Genomic DNA, 18,366 nt, shown 5'->3' on the forward strand with positions numbered 1-18,366 from the left:
CTGAGGATCCTGGCCGTCAGGACGACGAAAATCCCATGATCTTCAGGAGGCGGCGATCTCAACCGCGCCGCCTGCGTGCGTGACTGGGCCCGCGTGTTGTCTTGCCACGGACATCTCGCCGGATTCCGCGGTGAGGTCACCTATCGTGACATCCCGATCGGGCAGTGCGCTCATGCCCGGCAGGCGCCGGTCCGCCGGCTGGATGCGTCGGACCGAGGAGGCCCAAGGGTGAACCGCGCGCACTTTCCCGGCGACCGGGATCCGCGCCACGGCGGTTTCGGCAGCGGCAGCGGTGTCGGCAGCGGTCCGGCCGATGGTTCCCACGGTGGTTCCGACGAAGCTGTCGACGGGCCCACGACCGTGCTCGGCGGCTCGGCGACGCCCGGGGCTCCGCCGGACCATGCCCGCCCCGCCCAGCCGCCCGGCCGGGCCGCACGACCCTCAGCCCGCCCAGCCCGGCCCGGGCCGCCACCGGCTCCGGCTCGGCCAGGACCGCCGCCGCCTCGCCCGGCCGCGCCGCCGGCACCCGCCGCGCCCGCGCCGGCGCGGGTCGGCGAGCCGCCCGTCCGCGGTGACCTCACTCCCCAGCTGCTCGAGACGTCGGTGTGGACGGACCGCATGCTGGCCGAGGCGGGCATCCCCGTCCACGACACGTCACTGGTCACGGTCGGTGGCGGGATCGGCTCGTTCGTACTCGTGGACTATCTGCGTATCGCGGGGGCTCCGACCTCGGCGATCCGGGTGCTATCCAACATCGACCACCCGTGGCAGACCTACCGTTACCTGACCCGGGTGTCCCAGATCCCCGACCACGAGCGGATTCGTTCGGATTCGGGGTCGACCCCGGACAACATCTGGGCCTTCCCGTCCTACGCCGTGCGCGAGGCGTTCGCCGCCCGCGGCCTGCGGGGCTTTCTCGCGCCGCTGTGGCAGGTGGCCACCGAGCCGGTGTTCTCGGACTACTTCACCCCGAGAATCGGCGCGGTCTTCGAAAGCATGGCGCGGGAGGCGGACCGGATCTCCTACCGGGAGATGCTGGTCTCCGGTCAGGTGCGCATGGTGCGCCGCCGTGCCGGTGGCGGCTACCTGACGATCATCACACCGCCCAAGGGCCACGCCCCGACCCGCCGGGTGGCGTTCCGCAGCCAGCACGTCCATCTGGGCGTCGGCTACCCGGGCCTGAAGTTCCTTCCGGACCTGCAGGAGTACCGGTCCCGCTACGGGGACGTCCGGCGGGTCGTCAACGCCTATGAGCCCCACGAGCATGTCTACGACGAGCTCATCCGACGGCCGGCGACGGTGGTCGTCCGCGGAGCCGGCATCGTCGCCTCACGCATTCTGGACCGGCTGATCACCGACCGCGACCGACACCAGGCCGGGACGCACATCGTGCATCTGTTCCGGACCTATGTCCGGGGCTCCCACGGCCCGAGCGTGTTCATGCGCCGCCGCGGTGGCGACGGGTGGGCCTACCAGGGCTTCAACTATCCCAAGTCGGTCTGGGGCGGCCAGCTCAAGGCCCGCATGAGAACACTCGAAGGCGACGAGCGCAAGGCGCTCTACGACACGATCGGCGGAACGAACACCCCCCGGCGGCGCCGCTGGCAGGCAGACCTCGCCCGCGGCCGGCACGAGGGCTGGTACGTCACCAGGGTCGGCGAGGTGGAACGGCTCGCCCCCGGAACGGACGGGACGGTCGTCACCCGCGTCCGCACCGCCGACGGGATGCTGGAGATCCCGGCGGCCTACGTCATCGACGCCACCGGCCTCGTCGCGGACATCCGGGAGCACCGGGTCCTGGCGGACCTGCTTGACCACTCGGGCGCCGGCCACAATCCGCTCGGGCGCCTCGATGTGGAACGGACCTTCGAGGTCCGCGGCACACGCAGCGGCCCGGGCCGGCTCTACGCGTCGGGAGCGGCGACCCTCGGCGGCTACTTCCCGGGCGTGGACACCTTCCTGGGACTGCAGATCGCCGCCCAGGAAATCTGTGACGACCTGGCTTCGCAGGGATTCGTACCCCACCTGGGGGTAGCACGTTCGGTGTCCCAATGGGCGCGCTGGATGCGCAACCAGCCGGTCTGACGTCGTACCCGATCGGAGAAATCGAACCATGGTGCCGACACTGGCCGGACGACTTCAGACCCGGCTGTTCCTGCTCGCCACTGTCGGTGTTGTTCTGACAGTCCTGGTCACTCCTTTGCTGCCCGTCGACGCACCGCTCGGCACCGCCTACCGGGCGAGTTTCGGTGTGCTGTTCGCCGTCGCCCTGCTCGGGATGGGCTGGGAGCTCGCCTACCACGGCCTGCAGCAGTTCCGGTGGGAGAAGGACTGGCCGACGATGTTCGGCCTGCTCACAGCCCTGAACGAGGGTCTGCTGGTCTGGCTGGCGGTGCGGGCGGACGCGGTACCGGGCGCGGCCGGGCTGTCGGGCAGCGCCTTCGTGATCCATTTCGGGGTCGTCTGGGTCGGCGTGTGGCTCTGTGCGAACGGCCCGATGCGCGTCCCGTTCCTGCGGTGGCGCTTCCACGGCGGGCGCCTGCTCTGACCGCCGTCCCATCGACATCCACAAATGTGGCCCTTCAGGTGCTCTGGCGATTACGTCGCGCCCGGCCAGGTCGTGCTACCACGACGGCCCACCGGGCCGCACAGACGGCCCGACCGAGCGTGCAGAAGAGACATATCGGGTTCCTGCGGCGGTCAACGCGGCAGGATAAGTACCGTACGACGCGCGCGGGTGCCGCTAGTCTGAAGATCGGTACCGTTTGCACCACGCGGGTAAGCGGCGAAGGGCGAGGCAATGGCGGGACTAGACCGTTTCCGGGTCGTGGTCGGGGCAGGCAACAGTGGGCAGCCGGGCGTGGTCGTAAGGCTGCCCGGTGTGCTTGTCGTCGCCTCCGTGGCCCGGCCCGAGACCATCGAGACGACCAAGCGGCTGCTCGCCCTGTGCGCGGACGCCGCCGGTGAGGTCAGCGCGACGGGTACCGCGCTCGTCCGCCAGGCCGGCGCGCTGCTGTTCAACACCGAAGCCGAGCGGGTGCCCGCCTTCGGCCTGCTCACGACGTCCAACAACCGCATCCTCGTGCTCATCCACGGAGCCATGGACGTCGTCGCCACCGGCCCCACACCGGTCGCCCTCTCCGGCATGGACTCCGCGATCTGGGTCGACCGCCTGCTGCCAGCCGAGATCTCCCGGGTGGACATCGGTCCCACCGACACGCTGCATGGCGCGCCCCGCTCCGGCTTCACCGGTCTCGACGACCTCGGCTTCCCGCTGGATCTGCGGATCGGCGCGGTGCCCGGCATCGGGGTGAGCCTGATCTCGGCCGATGCCAGCCCGCTGGCCGCGTCCTCCGCCGCCGCGGGCGCGGGCGCCGACGGGTTCCTCGCCGGGTTCGACTCACCGCGCGAGCCGATGACGGGGGCCGCCCCCATTCCCACTCCGGGCACTCGGCTGCCCGACCCACTGTCGACCGCACCGCCCCCGCTGATCCCGCTGCGCAGTCAGGACGACGAGGTCCACCGCAGGCTCGTCGCGGCGGCCGAGCCGACGCAGGCGGCGGACTTCGACGAGCTCGACGAGGATCCCCCGACCGCGCTCGCGGAACACGAACTGCTCGCGCGCCGGCAGCGGCACGACGATCTCACCGACGACCTGGACGACGACCAGGACGCCGTCACCCAGCTGCCCGGCGACCAGAGCTTCACGGTGTCGGATCTGATCGAGGACGACGACGCCGCGACGATGCTGCCCGACGCGGCACAGCCGCAGGTCGAGGGCATCCTGTGCGCCCACGGTCATTTCAACCACCCGCTCGCGCCGTACTGCGCCGAATGCGGCATCTCCCTGGCCCAGCAGACGAACCGGACGGTCCTCGGCCCGCGCCCGCCGGTCGGCGTCCTGGTGTTCGACGACGGGCAGACCGTCAACGTCGACATGGACCTGGTCATCGGGCGCCAGCCAGACCGGGACGAGGCGGTGCGCGCGGGCAACGCCCGGCCGCTGCCCGTGGAGGACGGTGAGAGCGCGGTCTCCCGGGTGCACGCCGTCATCACGCTGAACGGGTGGGACGCCGTGATCACCGACCGCGGATCGGCGAACGGGACCTACATCGCCCCGCCGGAGGCGACGGTGTGGACTCCGCTGAGCCCGCACCAGCCCGCGCCCCTCGTGCCCGGCACCCGGGTGCAGGTCGGCAAGCGGACGTTCGTCTTCAACTCGCACATTCAGATCTGAGGGCAGATCTGAGGGCCGTCCGGCCCATGGCAGGCAGGTCGTCGGCCCACCCGCCACGGGCCGGGTGACCTGCCGCGCTCCTGGCGCTTCGCCCGTCACCCATGCCCGCCCATGGGTCACACTGGATGGCGATGAACCGAGCCGACGAGGACCGAGGCGCGTCCGCCATGCCACCAGCGAGCAACACCACCGACGGAGTGACCGAGGGTTCCGAGGTCACCGATGCCGAAGGGCCGGCGGCTGACCTGCCGGCCGATCCCGCGGCCGGCACCGCGACTGGTTCCGCGGTCGCCGACTACCGCGCACCCGTCTGGGTTCGGCTTTGGTGGACTCCGCTCGTCCTCTTCGCGGTCGTCGGTCTGCTCGCCGCCGGTGCCGGCATCCGCGCGCTGATCGACCGGCCGCCGGCCGACAGCTCGGTTGACGTCGGCTTCGCCCGGGACATGTCCGAGCACCACTCGCAGGCCGTGCAGATGGCGATGGTCGAGTTCAGCCACGGCGGCGACGCCGCGATCCGCAGCGTGGCGCAGGACATCGCCCTGGGCCAGCAGCGGGAGATCGGCATCATGGCCACCTGGCTGTCAGGCTGGGGCCGTACCGAGACCTCCGCCCGCGAGCCCATGGCCTGGATGGCCGGTGACAGCGGCGCCACCGGCGACGGCCGCCACAGCGCGCACGAGGGCATGGGCATGGGCGCCGGCGCCGAGGCTGACGCCGGCTCCGCGGACACGTCGGTCCGGATGCCGGGGATGGCAAGCGAGGCCGAGCTCGCCCGGCTGGCGGGCGCGAGCGGCCGGGATCTCGACATCCAGTTCCTGACCCTCATGATCCGCCACCACCGCGGTGGCATCGCGATGGCCCAGTACGCCTGGTTGCACGCCGACAGCGACAAGGTGCGCACACTGGCTCGGGTGATGGTCGGCAACCAGGACAGGGAGATCACGCAGATGCAGGCTGACCTCGAGCGTCTCGGCGCGCCCCGGGCCTGAGCGGCCTGAGCGGAGGGCCCGTCCACCCGTTTTGCGGGCACTTTGTATCGTCATATCTGACCTACCGGAAGAGTTGGGCACCCGCTTCCGATCCGGGCGCGCCGCCGCACGGACCGACGCCCGGCGACCGGTCCCTCCTCCCCAACGGTGTGAGACCTCAGCGTGCCTGACATGTCCCTGGGCCAGCCCTCGCCGGCGACCCGTCTCCCGCTTCTCGCGCGGGCACGGTCGCGGGCAGGGTCACGCACGCGGACACGGTTCTCCGGGCTTGCCTGGCCCAGGCCGCGCGTGATCCGGATCGAGCTGCTCGCCGGCCTGGTCACAGCGCTGGCGCTCATCCCCGAGACGATCTCGTTCTCGGTCGTCGCCGGGGTGGACCCCAAGGTCGGCCTGTTCGCCTCCTTCACGATCTCGGTGGTCATCGCGGTGACCGGCGGGCGGCCCGCGATGATCTCGGCGGCGGCCGGGTCGATGGCGCTGGTCGCGGCGCCGCTGGTGCGCGACCACGGCCTGGACTACCTGCTGGCGACCACGATCTGTGTCGGTGTGACGATGTTCGTCCTCGGCCGCCTGGGCGTCGCGCGGCTGATGCGCTTCGTGCCCCGCACCGTGATGATCGGATTCGTCAACGCGCTCGCGATCCTGATCTTCACCGCGCAGATGCCTCATGTGCTCGGCGAGTCCCCCGCGGTGTACGCGCTGGTGGCCGCGGGCCTGGCCATCCTGCTCGTCGTTCCCCGCCTGACCCGCGCCGTCCCGCCTCCGCTGGTGGCGGTGGCGCTGCTGACGCTGGCCACGGTCGCCTTCGACCTCTCGGTGCCCACGGTCGGGGACGAGGGCAGCCTGCCCAGCTCGCTGCCCGTCCCAGGGCTCCCGTCGGTGCCGATGACCTGGGAGACGCTGCGGATCATCGGCCCGTATGTCGTCACGCTCACCGCCGTCGGCCTGCTGGAGACCCTGCTCACGGCGCAGATCGTCGACCGGATGACCGACAGCACCCACGACGCGAACCGGGAGTCCTGGGGCCTCGGGATCGCCAACATCGTCAACGGGTTCTTCGGGGGCATGGCCGGCTGCGCCATGATCGGCCAGACGATGGTCAACGTCTCCTCCGGCGGACGGACCAGGCTTTCCACGTTCTCCGCCGGTGCGTTCCTGCTCCTGCTGGTGGTCCCGCTGCGGGCGATCGTCGGTGTGATCCCGATGTCGGCTCTCGTCGCGGTCATGATCCTGGTCTCGGTGATGACCTTCGAATGGCGCAGCGTGGCCCCGGCCACCCTGCGGCGGATGCCACGCTCCGAGACCCTGGTGATGGTGGCGACCGTGGCGGTGGTCGTACCGACCCACAACCTCGCCTACGGCGTGCTGGTCGGGGTGGTGCTGTCGGCGTTGTTGTTCACCCGCCGGGTCGCCCACCTCACCAAGGTCACGAGCGTCCTGGACCCGGAGGGCGGCGAACGGATCTACGCCGTCAGCGGCCCGCTGTTCTTCGCGTCCTCGAACGACCTGGTGACGGCCTTCGACTACGCCCACGACCCGGCGCGGGTCGCCATCGACCTGTCCGAGGTGCAGATCCTGGACTCCGCCGGCGTCGCCGCGCTGGACGACGTCCGACAGAAGTTCGGCGACCGCGGGATCACCGTCCGGTTCGCGGGTGCGAGCGGCGCGACGGCGACCATGCTCACCCGCTTCTCGGCGACGGAACCCGCCGTGCTCGCCACCGCACCCGGCCGCACCGAGGGCGCTGAGGCCGCCTCCACGGCAGCGGCCACGACCACGACCACGACCACGACCGAAACGACATCCGACGCGAACATGGACATCCCGGACGGCGGGCCAGATCCGGGCTCCGCGCGCAGGTAGGCCGATCCCGTACCGCCGCACCCCCGACACGCCCCCGACGCGGCGCCATCAGGTTTTACTCAGGTTGTATGTGCAACATTGCCGCCAGCGACAGTCGGACCTGACAAGGCGGGTGCTCGGTGGCAGACAGTACGCCCCACAGAAAGCGGCGCTGGCCGCTTCTCATCGTCGGCGCGGTGGTGGCCGTGGCCGTTCTGGTCGTTGGTGGCACCGCGTTCTACATCAACGTCATCAAGGAGGACGCGCCGGAGGAGTTCTCGCTCGACGACCAGTCCGCCGGCACCTCGACCGGCAGCGGCTCGGCGTCCACCGGGGGCGGCACCTCCGTCTCGACCGCACCCGGCGCCGCCGACGGCACCTGGAAGGTAACCGACGGATCCGAGGCCGGCTACCGCGTCGAGGAGGTCCTCTTCGGCCAGAAGACCACGGCTGCGGGCCGCACCTCGGACGTCTCCGGAACGATGACCATCGCCGACGACGAGCTCACCAAGGCGGCGTTCGAGGTCAAGATGGCCACGGTGCGCAGCGACGAGGACCGCCGCGACAACCAGTTCCGCAACCGGATCATGGATGTCGACGCCTACCCGACCTCGGAGTTCACCCTGACCAGCCCGGTCGATCTCGGCTCGCTGCCGGCCGCGGGCGAGAAGCGCACATACAAGGCCACCGGAACCCTGACGCTGCGCGGCAAGCCGCGCGAGGTGACCATGGACCTGCAGGCCCAGCGCTCCGGCGAGCAGATCCAGATCGTCGGCCAGATCCCGGTGACCTTCGCGGACTGGGACATCCCGAACCCGAGCGTCCCGGGCATCTCGACCGAGGACCACGGAATCATGGAGGTCTCGCTGAAGCTCGCGCGCGACGAGGCGACCCAGTAAGTCCTACCCGGGCACGTCTCACCCGATTACCGAGCTCACAGCACCTGGCCGCACAGCGCCTGGCCGGGCCGCACGGCTCACGCCTCGGCGGCGACCTCCATCCGCTCGGGCTCGGCGCGGCGCTGCTCGGAGACGGCCAGGACGGCCGCCACCTGGTGGTTCGGTAGAAGCACCGCGATCAGGCAGGCGAGGATCAGCAGTCCGGCAGCGATCCAGAAACCAAGCGCATACCCCGAGGTCAGCGCCTCGGCCGGCGTCACACCAGCGGCAAGGCGGCCGTCGGTGCGATGGTCGGCGATGGTCGTCAGCGCCGCCAGGCCGACCGCCGCACCGATCTGCCTGCCGGTGTTGAGTAGCCCCGAGGCCAGGCCGGCGATCTGCGGCGGCACGCCGGACGTCGCCGCGGTGGTCACCGCGACCATGTTCACGCCCATGCCGAGGCCGATCAGCACGAGTGGCCCGAAGACCTCCGCCCAGTAGGAGCCGCCGGCGGACAGGCCGCCGAGCCAACCCATGCTCAGCGCCCCGATCGCCGAACCCGCAATGATCAGCGGCCGCGGGCCGAACCGCCCGATGATCCGTGAGCTGAGCTGCGAACCACAGATGATCATAATCGGCATCGGCAACATCGCCAGGCCGGCCTCCAGCGGGCCCATACTCTGGATCCGCTGCAGATACAGGGTGAGGAAGAAGAACAGCCCGAACATGACGGTCCCGATGACCATAATGATCAGGTTTGCGTAGCGCAGGGCCCGCCGGCGGAAGACCCCCAGCGGAACCAGTGGGTTCGCCGTCCGCGCCTCGATGGCCACGAAGACGGCGAGCAGGGCCGCGGCGGCGACCAGGCAGCCGATGGTGACCGGCGAACCCCAGCTGCTGGACTCGGTGCGCACGATGCCGTAGACCAACGCCACCAGACCCGCGGTGACGGTGACGGTGCCGGGAATGTCGAGATCCTTCGCCCCGCGGGCCTGGCCACGGGACTCGGTGAGCGCCACCCGCGCCCCGACGACCAGCGCCACCCCGATCGGGACGTTGACGAAGAAGACCCAGCGCCAGTCCGCGATCTCGGTCAGCACTCCTCCGGCCAACGCGCCGAGGGCACCACCGCCCGCCGCGGTCGTGCTCCACATGCCAAGGGCGCGGGTCCGCTCCCGCGGATCCGGGAACGAGGTCATCAGCACGCTCAGGGTGGCCGGCGCCAGCACCGCCCCACCCAGCCCCTGCACCGCACGCGCGACGATCAGCGTGACCTCGCTGGTGGCCAGACCACCCGCGAGGCTCGCGAGAGTGAACACCGCGAGCCCGGTGATGAACGTCCTGCGCCGCCCGAACAGGTCCGCGGCACGCCCGCCGAACAGCAGCAGACCTGCGAACGCGAGGGTGTAGGCGTTGACCACCCACTGCATACCGGACGCGCTCAGCCCCAGGTCCGTCTGCATCGACGGCAGTGCCACGTTCACGATCGAGACGTCCAGCACGACCATGAACTGGGCCAGGCAGCACACAGCGAGCACGGCCCAGGCCGGCGCCCGGCGACCGCTGCCACCGGTGCGCTCCGCCGCCACCACGCCCGCGTCGGCGTCGTCGCCCGCGCCGGCACCCTCCACCGCACCGCCGGCACCCTCCACCGCACCGCCGGCACCCTCCACCGCACCGCCGGCATGCTCCACCGCACCGGCATCGCCCTCGGCCACACCGACATCGCCCTGCGCCGCATCAAGGTCGCCTTCCGCGGCAACCGCAGCCGCGATGGCAGCCTCCACGGCTCCGGTGTCCTCGCCAGCGCTGGCGCCCTCGCCCGCGCTGGCACCGTCAGCCGCTCCCGCACCCTCGGCCGCACCGATGCCCCCGGATGCCGCCGTACCCTTGGCCACGCCAACACCCTCGGCCGCGTCCGCCACGGGCTCCGCGCCCGCCACAGGCCCGCCACCCGAGGACGAATCCACGCATTCGGGCTCGTCACCGATCACGGTGCTCCGAGTCTCCGCCTCGTCGTCCTGCGTCATTGCGCCTCCCGCCCGCCGCGCGTGCCCGTACACCGTACGGTGCACCGGTCGAGCCTACGTCGTACGCTGTACGTCCACAAATGAATTCCGGAGAGCGTCGAGGCGGGATGGGGATGAGCACCGCAGAGGTCAGTTCGACCAGGCCCGCCTGCCCACGGCAGGCCTCGCAACGCGGCACCCTCTCCCCGGAGCGGATCGTCGCCGTGGCGCTGGAGATAGCCGACTCCGACGGGCTCGACGCGGTATCCATGCGGAATGTGGCCGCCGCCCTCGGCGTCGGCACGATGTCGCTCTACACCCACGTCCAGGACAAGGACACGCTGCTGGTGCTGATGCGTGACGCGCAGTTCGCCGAGTGCCTCGTCGAGGACACCGGCCCCGACTGGCGCACCGGATTCACCCGCGTCGCGCGGCAGACCCGCGAATCCCTGCTGCGCCATCCCTGGGCGGTCGCGCTCGGGCTGCGCCCCGCCCTCGGGCCCAACAGGCTCCGCCACATGGAGCAGGTACTGACGATCGCGGCCGAGATCACCGACGATCCCACCGCGCAGCGCACCATCATCCACGCGGTGGACGACCTGGTCATCGGGTGCGCCACGCAGGAGCTGGCGGCCCGGGCCATCGGGGCCGACGTTCCGCGGCCACATTGTGGTCTGCGTCGCCGGATCAACGCCGACCCCACGCTGCGCGCGCTCCTCGCCTCGGGCGAGTTCCCCCACCTCGCCCGGGTGCTGGCCGAGAGCTCCCCCTTCGCGGCGAAGCGGTTCGAGCAGGCGCTGACCTGGCTGCTCGACGGAATCGAACGGACCTACCAGCCCGACGCCTGAACCCGGTACCTCAATCCGGCGGTCTCCCTGACCGGCAGCCCCGCGAGCGGTTGTGTTCGCGGCGACTTAGCCGGGGCGTCATCTTGATCGGCCTAATCTGGACCTTGTGCCTGCCTGGGCGTTCTTACCGGCACGCTCCGTGTCATCGATGCGGGCCGCGCGCCGGGCGCAGGCGCGCGGCAGCACTCGCGAGCGACCCGGGCGCCCCCGGCTGGCCGGCGTGGCGTTCCTCGGCCTGGTCGGTTCCTGCCTGGTCGTGGCCACCGGCGGGCGCCTGGCACGGCAGCCGCTGGCCGAACCGCCGACGACCTGGGGCGGGCTGCTCAACCCGGTGAGCACCGACTCGATGTCGGTGCTGCCGGCTCTGCTCATCGGCGGGATCGCGCTCACGCTCGCGGCCTGGGTACGGGCGTACGTCCTCGCCGAGTCGCACCGCCTGTCCGCGCGGGCCGGCCTGGTACTCCTCGCCCTCTGGATGGTGCCGGTCACCTTCGGCCCACCCATCCTCAGCCTGGACGTCTACAGCTACGCGGCGCACGGAATGATGCTCGCCACCAGCCTCGACCCCTACAGCACGGCACCGGTCGCGCTGCCGCTCGGCAGTCCTCAGATCACGGCGGTCGACCCGCTGTGGCGATCGTCGCTGGCACCGTACGGGCCGTTGGCGCTGGCCGTGTTCCGGGCGGTGCACACCCTCACCGGAGGAAGTCTGATCGGTGCGGTGGTGGTGCTGCGCCTGCTCACCCTGGCCGGTGTCGCGCTGGTCGCCGCGGGTGTGCTCGCGCTCGCCGCACCCCAGCGGCGAGCGGAGAGCCTGGTGCTGGCGGTCGGGAACCCCATCGTGCTGTTCCAGCTTCTCGGCGCCATCCACCTTGAAGCGATCATGATGGCCCTGGTGGTGATCGGCCTGGTGGCCATCCGGCGTGGCCGGCGCACCCTGGGCCTGGTGTTGCTGGCCGCGGCCGCGGCCGTGAAATGGCCGGCGGCGCTGGCAGCCGCGGCGGTGGTCGCCTGGCAGCTCGCCCCCGAGCCGCGCCCGCGCGGCCACCCACCGGCCACACCCCCCACACCCCCCACACCCGTGGCAGCCGACACACCGGCGACACCAGCGACACCCACAGCCGGCGAGGCGACGGAGGCACCGCCGCTGGCGCGGCGGCTTCGCACCGCGCTGTGCGATGTCGCCGTGGTCCTGCTCGCGACGGCGGGCTTCGCGGCTCTCGTGCCCGACGGTCTCGGCTGGCTTCGATCGGCCGCGACACCCACGACCGTGCCCACCGGGTACTCGCCCACCAGCATCCTCGCCCACATCCTCGGCCGGATCCTGGATGCCGCCGGTGCCCCACGGACACCGGACCATCTGCTGAGCCTCTCCCAGGCTCTCGCTCTCGCCGCCTGCGCCCTGATCATCGCCAGGCTGTTCGTCACCATCTCGTCCCGGCCCGTGGCCGACACCGCGGGCTGGGCGATGCTCACCCTCGCCCTGCTCGGACCGGTGCTTCATCCCTGGTATCTGGTGTGGGGCCTCATCCTGCTGGCCATCGCGCCGACCGGGCGCAACCGTCTGGTCGTGCTGGGCACGACCCTCGCCGGCTCGTTCCTCGCGCTCCAACAATGCTCACTGCTACTGGCCGACCACCCCGAGATGCTGAGATGGGTGCGCTCCAACGGACCCGTCGTGGCGGTCACCGGCTATGTCACGGCAGCGGCGCTCGTCATCGCGTTCAGGCAGCGCACCGCGGGCACCGCGGGCTGGCCGGCTGCCCCGGGGCGGTCAGTCCCGGGTCACCCCGGCGGGCCAGACGACATGGACCGTCTTGTTTCTGCTCCGCGCGTAGGCGACGACGTCACCCGTGCCCGCGTAGCCTCGCGCGGGCTCACCGTCCCAGACCGCGATGAGCTCGTCCACCTCGTCGACCAGCGCCCTGCTGGCGCTCATCAACGCCTCCAGGTCAACCTCCGGCGCCAGCGGCTTCCCGACCCGGCTGGCCGCGACGCACAGCCGGTCGTACACGGGTCGGTGCTCCGGGGGCAGGAAGTCGCGGTAGTTGCCGGCGGGCACGACCACGACGAGCTGACCGCCGAGGCTGAGCACCAGATCGGCGAACATGCTGTCGGTCCCCTCGGCCAGGCAGCTCACCCCGACGAGGTCCCCGGACGGATAGCGACTGAGCAGCCGACGGGTCCGCGCGACCGTGTACTTCTCGACGGCGGGCGAAAGGGCGCGGTGGCCGGTGATTCCCACGACTGCCATCATCGAGAACGGTTCCTTTCGGCGATCAGGCGAACAGACCGCGGGCGACCGGCAGGCAACGGGCAGATCCCATCAGCCTGATCGACGTGGCGGATGGATTCGCCCTCGTTCGCAGCGTATGTGTGATCTGCCCGTGGTCTGCCCGATTGATCAGGCGGGCAGCCTGAAACGCGCCACAAAGCGCCAGATCTCGTCGTTCGCGTCCAGATCACCGGTGTCGCGCCCGAGAACCGCCGCCGCGAACATCGGGACTCCGCCAGGCCAGATGTGACCGCCGCCCACCACCTCGAAGAGAACCACCGGAGCGGCCGGCGAACAGCCCGTGAAGTCATGCCGGACCACCGTCGTGCCGTCGCCGGGACGCCGGTCGGCGAGCGGGGTGTCGACGGTGGTGTCAGCGCAGCCGTCCACCAGCGCCCAGTACCGGGCTCCGGCCTCGGCCTGGGAATACTTTATGATCTTGTCGTCCCGGCCGTGGATCACCAGCATCGGGGTCCGGGGCGGCTGGCCGGTGGACCCGGCCGGGCAGCCCACCCGGGGCGCCGACCCGGCCACGACGGCGAACGCCGCGAACCGAGTGGACCGCTGGCAGGCCAGGGCCTGGGCGAACAGCCCGCCGTTGCTCATCCCCGAGGCGTACAACCGGGACGGATCGGCGCCGTAGCCGTCGACCACGAGATCGGTCAGCGCACGGATGAAGCCGGGATCATCCGCGGTCGCCGTGTTCTCACCGCCCGGAACGCCCTGCCAGCCGACCCCCTCGTGCGCGGGGATCACCAGCAGGTACCCCGCCTTGTCCGCGAAGGACGTCAGCCGAGCGGAGTCGTCCGCTGTCCGCGGGGTCTCGAACATGCCGGGAAAATGGAACAGCGCCGGCCGCGGACCGCCGCCAGCCGTGGGCGGAACATGCACCACGGCCCACCGTTCGATGCCCGCATGCCACAGCCGGACGACATGATCTCCGGGTGCGCCTCGGTTGGGACCGTCGGCCCGGGCCGACGGCGGCGGAAGGCAGCCGGCGACCAGCGCCATCGCGGCCAGCAAGGCCGCGATCAGCGTCGGCGTGATCAGCACGGCCGCGGCCGGCGTCGTCGCGGCCCGCGACCAGCGCGCGGCAGTCACCGCGCCGGCCCGTTCGCCGTCCACTGCCCGCTGCCTGCGAGCAGGGCCCGGACGGCGTCGTCGAGCAGCCCGACCTCCTCCACCCACAGGCGGGCGAGGTCACCGGCCCCGGGAAGGCCGGCGTCCGCCGCGGTGCCCACGCTGACGGCGTCACCGAGGCCGCTGAGGTGGCAGGCGAGCCGCTGCCCCGGGAACAGCGTCGGAATGGGCACCGCCGTCGTGATCGGCTGGCCGGCGAGGGCGAGCGGGCCGGGCGCGCCGGCCTGGTTCGAGACCGACAGCAGGGAGGAGCGTCCACTCAGCCCGGCGTCGAAGAGGCGGGGCCGGATCCGGGCCGGCAGGAACTCGAAGAGCAGCCGCTCGCCTACCCCGAGCGTTCCGCCTTGTTTGAGGCGATCCGTCCGGTCTCGGACGGCCAGCAGCCGATCAAGGGGCAGCTCCTCGGCACACGGCAGGACGATCCGCGCGCCCGCCACGAAGTTCGCGAGCATCGCGCGCTCCCCAGGCTGGCGGGTGCTGACCGCCATCGCCACCGGCAGGCCCACCGCGGCCCTGCCGGTACCCGGCCAGCGCCGCAACGCACCGGCCAGTGCCGCGAGGAACACGTCGTTGACCGTCCCGCCGACGGGAGTCCCGATCGAACGGAGGAGCGACAGGGAGGTCGTCTCCCAGCCGTGGATCGTCCGCCCGAGCCAGGGCGCGGCGAACGAGGCCGGCCCGGTCGTCGGCGCCAGCCACTGCAACGAGCGGGCGACCGCGGCGCCGACCTCCCTCGACCGGGTCCGCCCCGCCTCCCGACGCTGCGGCGGCACGAACGCCATCGGATCGGAGCCGACCCCGAACAGCGCCGACAGAACGAGGTTCTTCGCGGTGCCGTCCTGTTGGATGTGGCTCGCCCGGTAGAGCAGGGCGAACTCGGTGTCGTCGGCGGACCGCAGCAGCCAGAGCTGCCAGGGCGGACCAGCCATCGACACGACCTCGTCACTGCGTCGCGCCACGAAGTCATGCAGCGCGGTTCCGCCGAACCCCGGCCCGGCGCCCAGGCCCCCCACGCCACCTGCTGAGGCCGGGGATGCCACGGAGGCCGTGGGGGCAGGCGGGAACACCGGGTGTTCCCGGACAAGGTGGTTCAGATCGACATCCGGGTCGGCCCGCCAGCCATAGCGAGCCCGGCGACCGGGCACGCAGACCAGCCGCTCGGTGAGCAGCGGGAACCGGCGCAGCCGCTCGGCCACCCAGCCCCGCACCACCCCGATATCAGGCGCCGGGCCCTTCCCCAGCAGCAGGCAGTTGACGTTTATCGGTACATCCGCGTGCAGCAGCTGGTATTCGAGCAGTGCGGTGTCGAAAGCATTGAGAAGGCGAATGCGGTCCATCGGCTCCACGCTCGCTCTCCGCGGGCGAACTCGCGATCCGGTGACAGGAGACCATCCGGAAAGGTAACCCGCGGCACCGTGCCGGGCGAGCCGACAACCCCTTCCGGCCTCACTCGGGCGAAAAGCTCCCGCCTACCCACAGGCGGATCTCGGAGCGCCGCCCGCCCCGCCCCGAATCAGGCCCGCATCAATGGATACCTCAGACCGGCTCGAAAGCACTCACGGCGAGCTGATGGACCGCCGGATCACGGCAGGTCTGGACACCGCCGGGAACCGCCGCCAGCAGGCTGGCCCGGTTGCCGGGCGGGTAGACGCGCAGCCGGGTTCCCCGGGTCGTCTCGTCGGTGCTTTCACAGCCGGGGAGCAGGCCGGGCTGCGTGATGGCCAGGGTCGCGCCGGCGCGCCCGCCCGGGGCCAGGGTGACGGGGGCACCTGACGGCCCGTTCCGGTCAGCCGCCGCGCCTATCTGGCGTCCCGCCTCATCCACCACGGAGACGCCTGGGAACCCGGCGACGACGCACGGGGCCGAACCCGTGTTCGTGAGCACGATCCGGCCGTAGATGTGACCCGCCGCTCCCTGAAGATCGTCCACGGCGGCGGTGAGACCTGCCGCGGCACACGCCGGCACACCGCCCGAAGCGGCAGTCGAAGCACTGGTCGAGGGTGCCGTAGCGGCCACGCTCGACGTCGGCGGCGGTGTCAGTGCCGGCCCCGACACCGCGGCGGAGGCACCCGGGGAGGTCGGTACGGAGGCGCTCGCGCTGTCGGTCGAGCTACCCGCGTCCCCGCAACCGGCGACGGACGCGGCAATCGACACAGCCAGCGACAGCATGGCGACGAGGCGGAGACGGGCAGGCCTGCCTGGTGGGGTGCGCATGCAGACCTGCCTACCCTGCTTGTGGACCGCCGAGTCGGCGCGTGACCATCCGCGCCCGGCGGTCGGCGCCTGACCGTCAGCGTCTGACGGTCAGTGCGTGGCGTCGGCCAGCTCGCGGACGCCCAGCTCGGCCAGCAGCCGGGAGCGCAGCGCGGCGAAGGCCGGATCTGTTCGCAGCCGCGGCGCAGCCAGCTCGACCGAGGCCTCGAACGACAGCCGGCCCTCGGAGAGGACCAGGATCCGGTCGGCCAGCAGGACCGCCTCGTCGACGTCGTGCGTCACGAACAGCACGGCGGGCTGATGCCGGGTGCACAGCTCGTGCAGCAGAGCGTGCATCCGGATCCGGGTCAGGGCGTCCAGGGCGCCGAACGGCTCGTCCAGCATGACCAGATCCGGTTCACGGACCAGCGCTCGGGCGAGCGCCACCCGCTGCGCCTCACCGCCGGACAGCGTCACCGGCCACGAGCGTTCTCGGCCGCCCAGGCCCACCTCCTCGAGCGCGGCCCGCCCGCGCTCGGCCGCACCGGGCCCCTTCAGGCCCAGGATGACGTTGGCGAGCACTCGGGTCCACGGCAGCAGCCGGGGCTCCTGGAAGACCACCGCCCGCCGGCGCGCGACCAGCACCTCGCCGGTGACCTCGTCGTCGAAGCCACCGAGAACCCGCAACAGCGTGCTCTTGCCCGACCCGCTGCGCCCCAGCAGGGCGACGAACTCGCCGGGTGCGATGGTGAGGTCGAGGCCGTCGAGGACCGCACGGGAACCGAACGCCCGGGTCAGCCCGCGTACCCGCACCGCCGCGCCGGTGCCGTCCGCGATCCCCCGGTCGGTGCCGGTGTCGGTGTCCTCGGCCGCGGTCAGGTCCCCGTGAATCCGCGTCGCCATGACAACAGGCTCCTTTCCAGGACACGGACGATGCCGTCGCAGAGCAGGCCGAGAATTCCGTAGATGACCAGGCAGAGAACCATGATGTCGGTCCGGTTCCAGCCCTGGGCGCGGTTGAGCAGATAGCCGATTCCGGAGTCGGTGTTGACCTGTTCCGCGAACACCACGAGCAGCCAGGCGACACCCATCGACCAGCGAAGGCCGACCAGGAAACCCGGGAGGGCGCCCGGGATGATCACCCGCCGGATCAGGCCGGTGCGGCTGAGCCCGAAGGCCCTTCCCGCCTCGACAAGCTTGATGTCCACACCACGGATCGCCGCGAAGGTGTTCATATAGATCGGGAAGGTCACACCGACCGTGATCAGGAAGATCTTCGCCTCTTCGCCGATCCCGATCCAGACGATGATCAGGGGCAGCAGCGCGATGACCGGAATCGCGCGCAGGAAGTTCATCGCGGAATCGACGACGTCCTCGCCGAACCGGAAGAATCCGGCGACCACGGCGAGCGCGAGCCCGAGACCCACTCCGATCAGCAGACCCCAGGCCACCCTGAACAGGGAGGTGGCGAGGTTGTCCGCGAGCTCGCCCGAGCTCCACAGCTCCCGCGCCGCGCCGACCACGGCGCCTGGTGGGGCCAGCTCACGGTCACCGACCAGGTTCAGGCCGGTCGCGAGCGACCAGGCGACGAGCAGCAGCGCCGGGCCGGCGAGCCGGCGGGTCCAGGGCGGAATCCTCCGCGCGCGCCGCGCACGGTGGCGTTTCCCGGTCGGATCCTCCAACGCGGAGACCAGCCGCACCGCCGCGGACGGGGCCGCGCCCGTGACCCCGTCCGCGCCCGTGACCCCGTCCGCGCCCGTGGCCCCGTCCGTGGCCCCGTCCGTGGCCGCCACGTCCGCGATCGTCTCCCCCGGGGCCGTAACCCCCATGCCGCCGATGTCACGGGCACCGTCGCCAGCCCGGTCACGGTCCGCGGATCCGGCAGACCGGTCGACCACGCGCGGGACGGCCTCGCTGATCACTTCGGTCACGGAGTCCTCCATCCGGTGCTCGCC

The 18,366-nt window shown here is 71.6% G+C and carries 14 protein-coding genes; 8 read left to right on the forward strand and 6 right to left on the reverse strand.

The features are described from left to right. Positions 1-228: 228 nt before the first annotated feature. From AWX74_RS25160 to AWX74_RS25185, 6 genes are all read left to right on the forward strand, one after another. Positions 229-2,085 carry an FAD/NAD(P)-binding protein gene (locus AWX74_RS25160; RefSeq protein ID WP_226931237.1) on the forward strand — a complete coding sequence of 619 codons (1,857 nt, stop codon included), beginning with the start codon at positions 229-231 and terminating at the stop codon, positions 2,083-2,085. Positions 2,086-2,113: 28 nt separating this feature from the next. Next, entirely contained in the window at positions 2,114-2,548 is a 435-nt protein-coding gene (locus tag AWX74_RS40185; RefSeq protein WP_091281808.1) for a hypothetical protein, read from the forward strand. A gap of 252 nt (positions 2,549-2,800) precedes the next feature. Continuing rightward, positions 2,801-4,237: an FHA domain-containing protein gene (locus AWX74_RS25170; protein WP_091281813.1), complete on the forward strand. Its 1,437-nt coding sequence runs from the start codon at positions 2,801-2,803 to the stop codon at positions 4,235-4,237. Positions 4,238-4,368: 131 nt separating this feature from the next. Continuing rightward, positions 4,369-5,226, forward strand: coding sequence for a DUF305 domain-containing protein (locus AWX74_RS25175; RefSeq protein ID WP_226931236.1), 858 nt, complete (start codon positions 4,369-4,371; stop codon positions 5,224-5,226). Between the two features lie 162 nt (positions 5,227-5,388). Continuing rightward, complete coding sequence (locus tag AWX74_RS25180) at positions 5,389-7,089, forward strand: SulP family inorganic anion transporter (protein ID WP_242666407.1); 1,701 nt, start codon at positions 5,389-5,391, stop codon at positions 7,087-7,089. A gap of 185 nt (positions 7,090-7,274) precedes the next feature. Further along, positions 7,275-7,967 carry a YceI family protein gene (locus tag AWX74_RS25185; RefSeq protein ID WP_423212975.1) on the forward strand — a complete coding sequence of 231 codons (693 nt, stop codon included), beginning with the start codon at positions 7,275-7,277 and terminating at the stop codon, positions 7,965-7,967. 77 nt (positions 7,968-8,044) lie between these two features. Here the strand turns inward: AWX74_RS25185 and AWX74_RS25190 are convergent, their stop codons facing one another. Next, on the reverse strand, positions 8,045-9,976 hold the full coding sequence (locus tag AWX74_RS25190) for an MFS transporter (RefSeq protein ID WP_226931234.1): 1,932 nt from the start codon (positions 9,974-9,976) through the stop codon (positions 8,045-8,047). Positions 9,977-10,089: 113 nt separating this feature from the next. On the opposite strand from AWX74_RS25190, the gene AWX74_RS25195 reads away from it, so the two are divergent. Further along, positions 10,090-10,803 carry a TetR/AcrR family transcriptional regulator gene (locus AWX74_RS25195; RefSeq protein ID WP_076829624.1) on the forward strand — a complete coding sequence of 238 codons (714 nt, stop codon included), beginning with the start codon at positions 10,090-10,092 and terminating at the stop codon, positions 10,801-10,803. A 148-nt stretch (positions 10,804-10,951) separates the two neighbouring features. Next, entirely contained in the window at positions 10,952-13,138 is a 2,187-nt protein-coding gene (mptB, locus tag AWX74_RS40190) for a polyprenol phosphomannose-dependent alpha 1,6 mannosyltransferase MptB (protein WP_207550413.1), read from the forward strand. A 69-nt stretch (positions 13,139-13,207) separates the two neighbouring features. Here mptB and AWX74_RS25210 read toward each other — a convergent pair whose 3' ends face one another. The 5 genes from AWX74_RS25210 to AWX74_RS25230 form a co-directional block, all read right to left on the reverse strand. After that, positions 13,208-14,203: a CE1 family esterase gene (locus AWX74_RS25210; RefSeq protein ID WP_091281825.1), complete on the reverse strand. Its 996-nt coding sequence runs from the start codon at positions 14,201-14,203 to the stop codon at positions 13,208-13,210. Beyond that, on the reverse strand, positions 14,176-15,555 hold the full coding sequence (locus AWX74_RS25215; RefSeq protein WP_091282006.1) for a WS/DGAT domain-containing protein: 1,380 nt from the start codon (positions 15,553-15,555) through the stop codon (positions 14,176-14,178). Before AWX74_RS25215 ends, AWX74_RS25210 begins: the two co-directional genes overlap by 28 nt. A 199-nt stretch (positions 15,556-15,754) precedes the next feature. Beyond that, a complete protein-coding gene (locus AWX74_RS25220; protein WP_091281828.1) occupies positions 15,755-16,432 on the reverse strand; it encodes a DUF4232 domain-containing protein in 678 nt (225 codons plus the stop codon). 90 nt (positions 16,433-16,522) lie between these two features. After that, positions 16,523-17,314 (reverse strand): ABC transporter ATP-binding protein, encoded by a 792-nt coding sequence (locus AWX74_RS25225; protein ID WP_091281829.1) that lies wholly within the window; start codon positions 17,312-17,314, stop codon positions 16,523-16,525. Next, entirely contained in the window at positions 17,287-18,354 is a 1,068-nt protein-coding gene (locus AWX74_RS25230; RefSeq protein WP_091281831.1) for an ABC transporter permease, read from the reverse strand. Before AWX74_RS25230 ends, AWX74_RS25225 begins: the two co-directional genes overlap by 28 nt. Between the last annotated feature and the right edge of the window lie 12 nt (positions 18,355-18,366).

It is taken from the genome of Parafrankia irregularis (assembly GCF_001536285.1).
GTDB lineage: Bacteria > Actinomycetota > Actinomycetes > Frankiales > Frankiaceae > Parafrankia > Parafrankia irregularis.

Excerpts from the sequence above, each read along its gene's own strand:
- AWX74_RS40185 (WP_091281808.1), top strand. The coding sequence starts at position 2,114 with ATGGTGCCGACACTGGCCGGACGACTTCAGACCCGGCTGTTCCTGCTC.
- AWX74_RS25170 (WP_091281813.1), top strand. The coding sequence starts at position 2,801 with ATGGCGGGACTAGACCGTTTCCGGGTCGTGGTCGGGGCAGGCAACAGT.
- AWX74_RS25175 (WP_226931236.1), top strand. The coding sequence starts at position 4,369 with ATGAACCGAGCCGACGAGGACCGAGGCGCGTCCGCCATGCCACCAGCG.
- AWX74_RS25190 (WP_226931234.1), bottom strand. The coding sequence starts at position 9,976 with ATGACGCAGGACGACGAGGCGGAGACTCGGAGCACCGTGATCGGTGAC.
- AWX74_RS25195 (WP_076829624.1), top strand. The coding sequence starts at position 10,090 with ATGAGCACCGCAGAGGTCAGTTCGACCAGGCCCGCCTGCCCACGGCAG.
- mptB (WP_207550413.1), top strand. The coding sequence starts at position 10,952 with ATGCGGGCCGCGCGCCGGGCGCAGGCGCGCGGCAGCACTCGCGAGCGA.
- AWX74_RS25215 (WP_091282006.1), bottom strand. The coding sequence starts at position 15,555 with ATGGACCGCATTCGCCTTCTCAATGCTTTCGACACCGCACTGCTCGAA.
- AWX74_RS25220 (WP_091281828.1), bottom strand. The coding sequence starts at position 16,432 with ATGCGCACCCCACCAGGCAGGCCTGCCCGTCTCCGCCTCGTCGCCATG.
- AWX74_RS25225 (WP_091281829.1), bottom strand. The coding sequence starts at position 17,314 with ATGGCGACGCGGATTCACGGGGACCTGACCGCGGCCGAGGACACCGAC.
- AWX74_RS25230 (WP_091281831.1), bottom strand. The coding sequence starts at position 18,354 with ATGGAGGACTCCGTGACCGAAGTGATCAGCGAGGCCGTCCCGCGCGTG.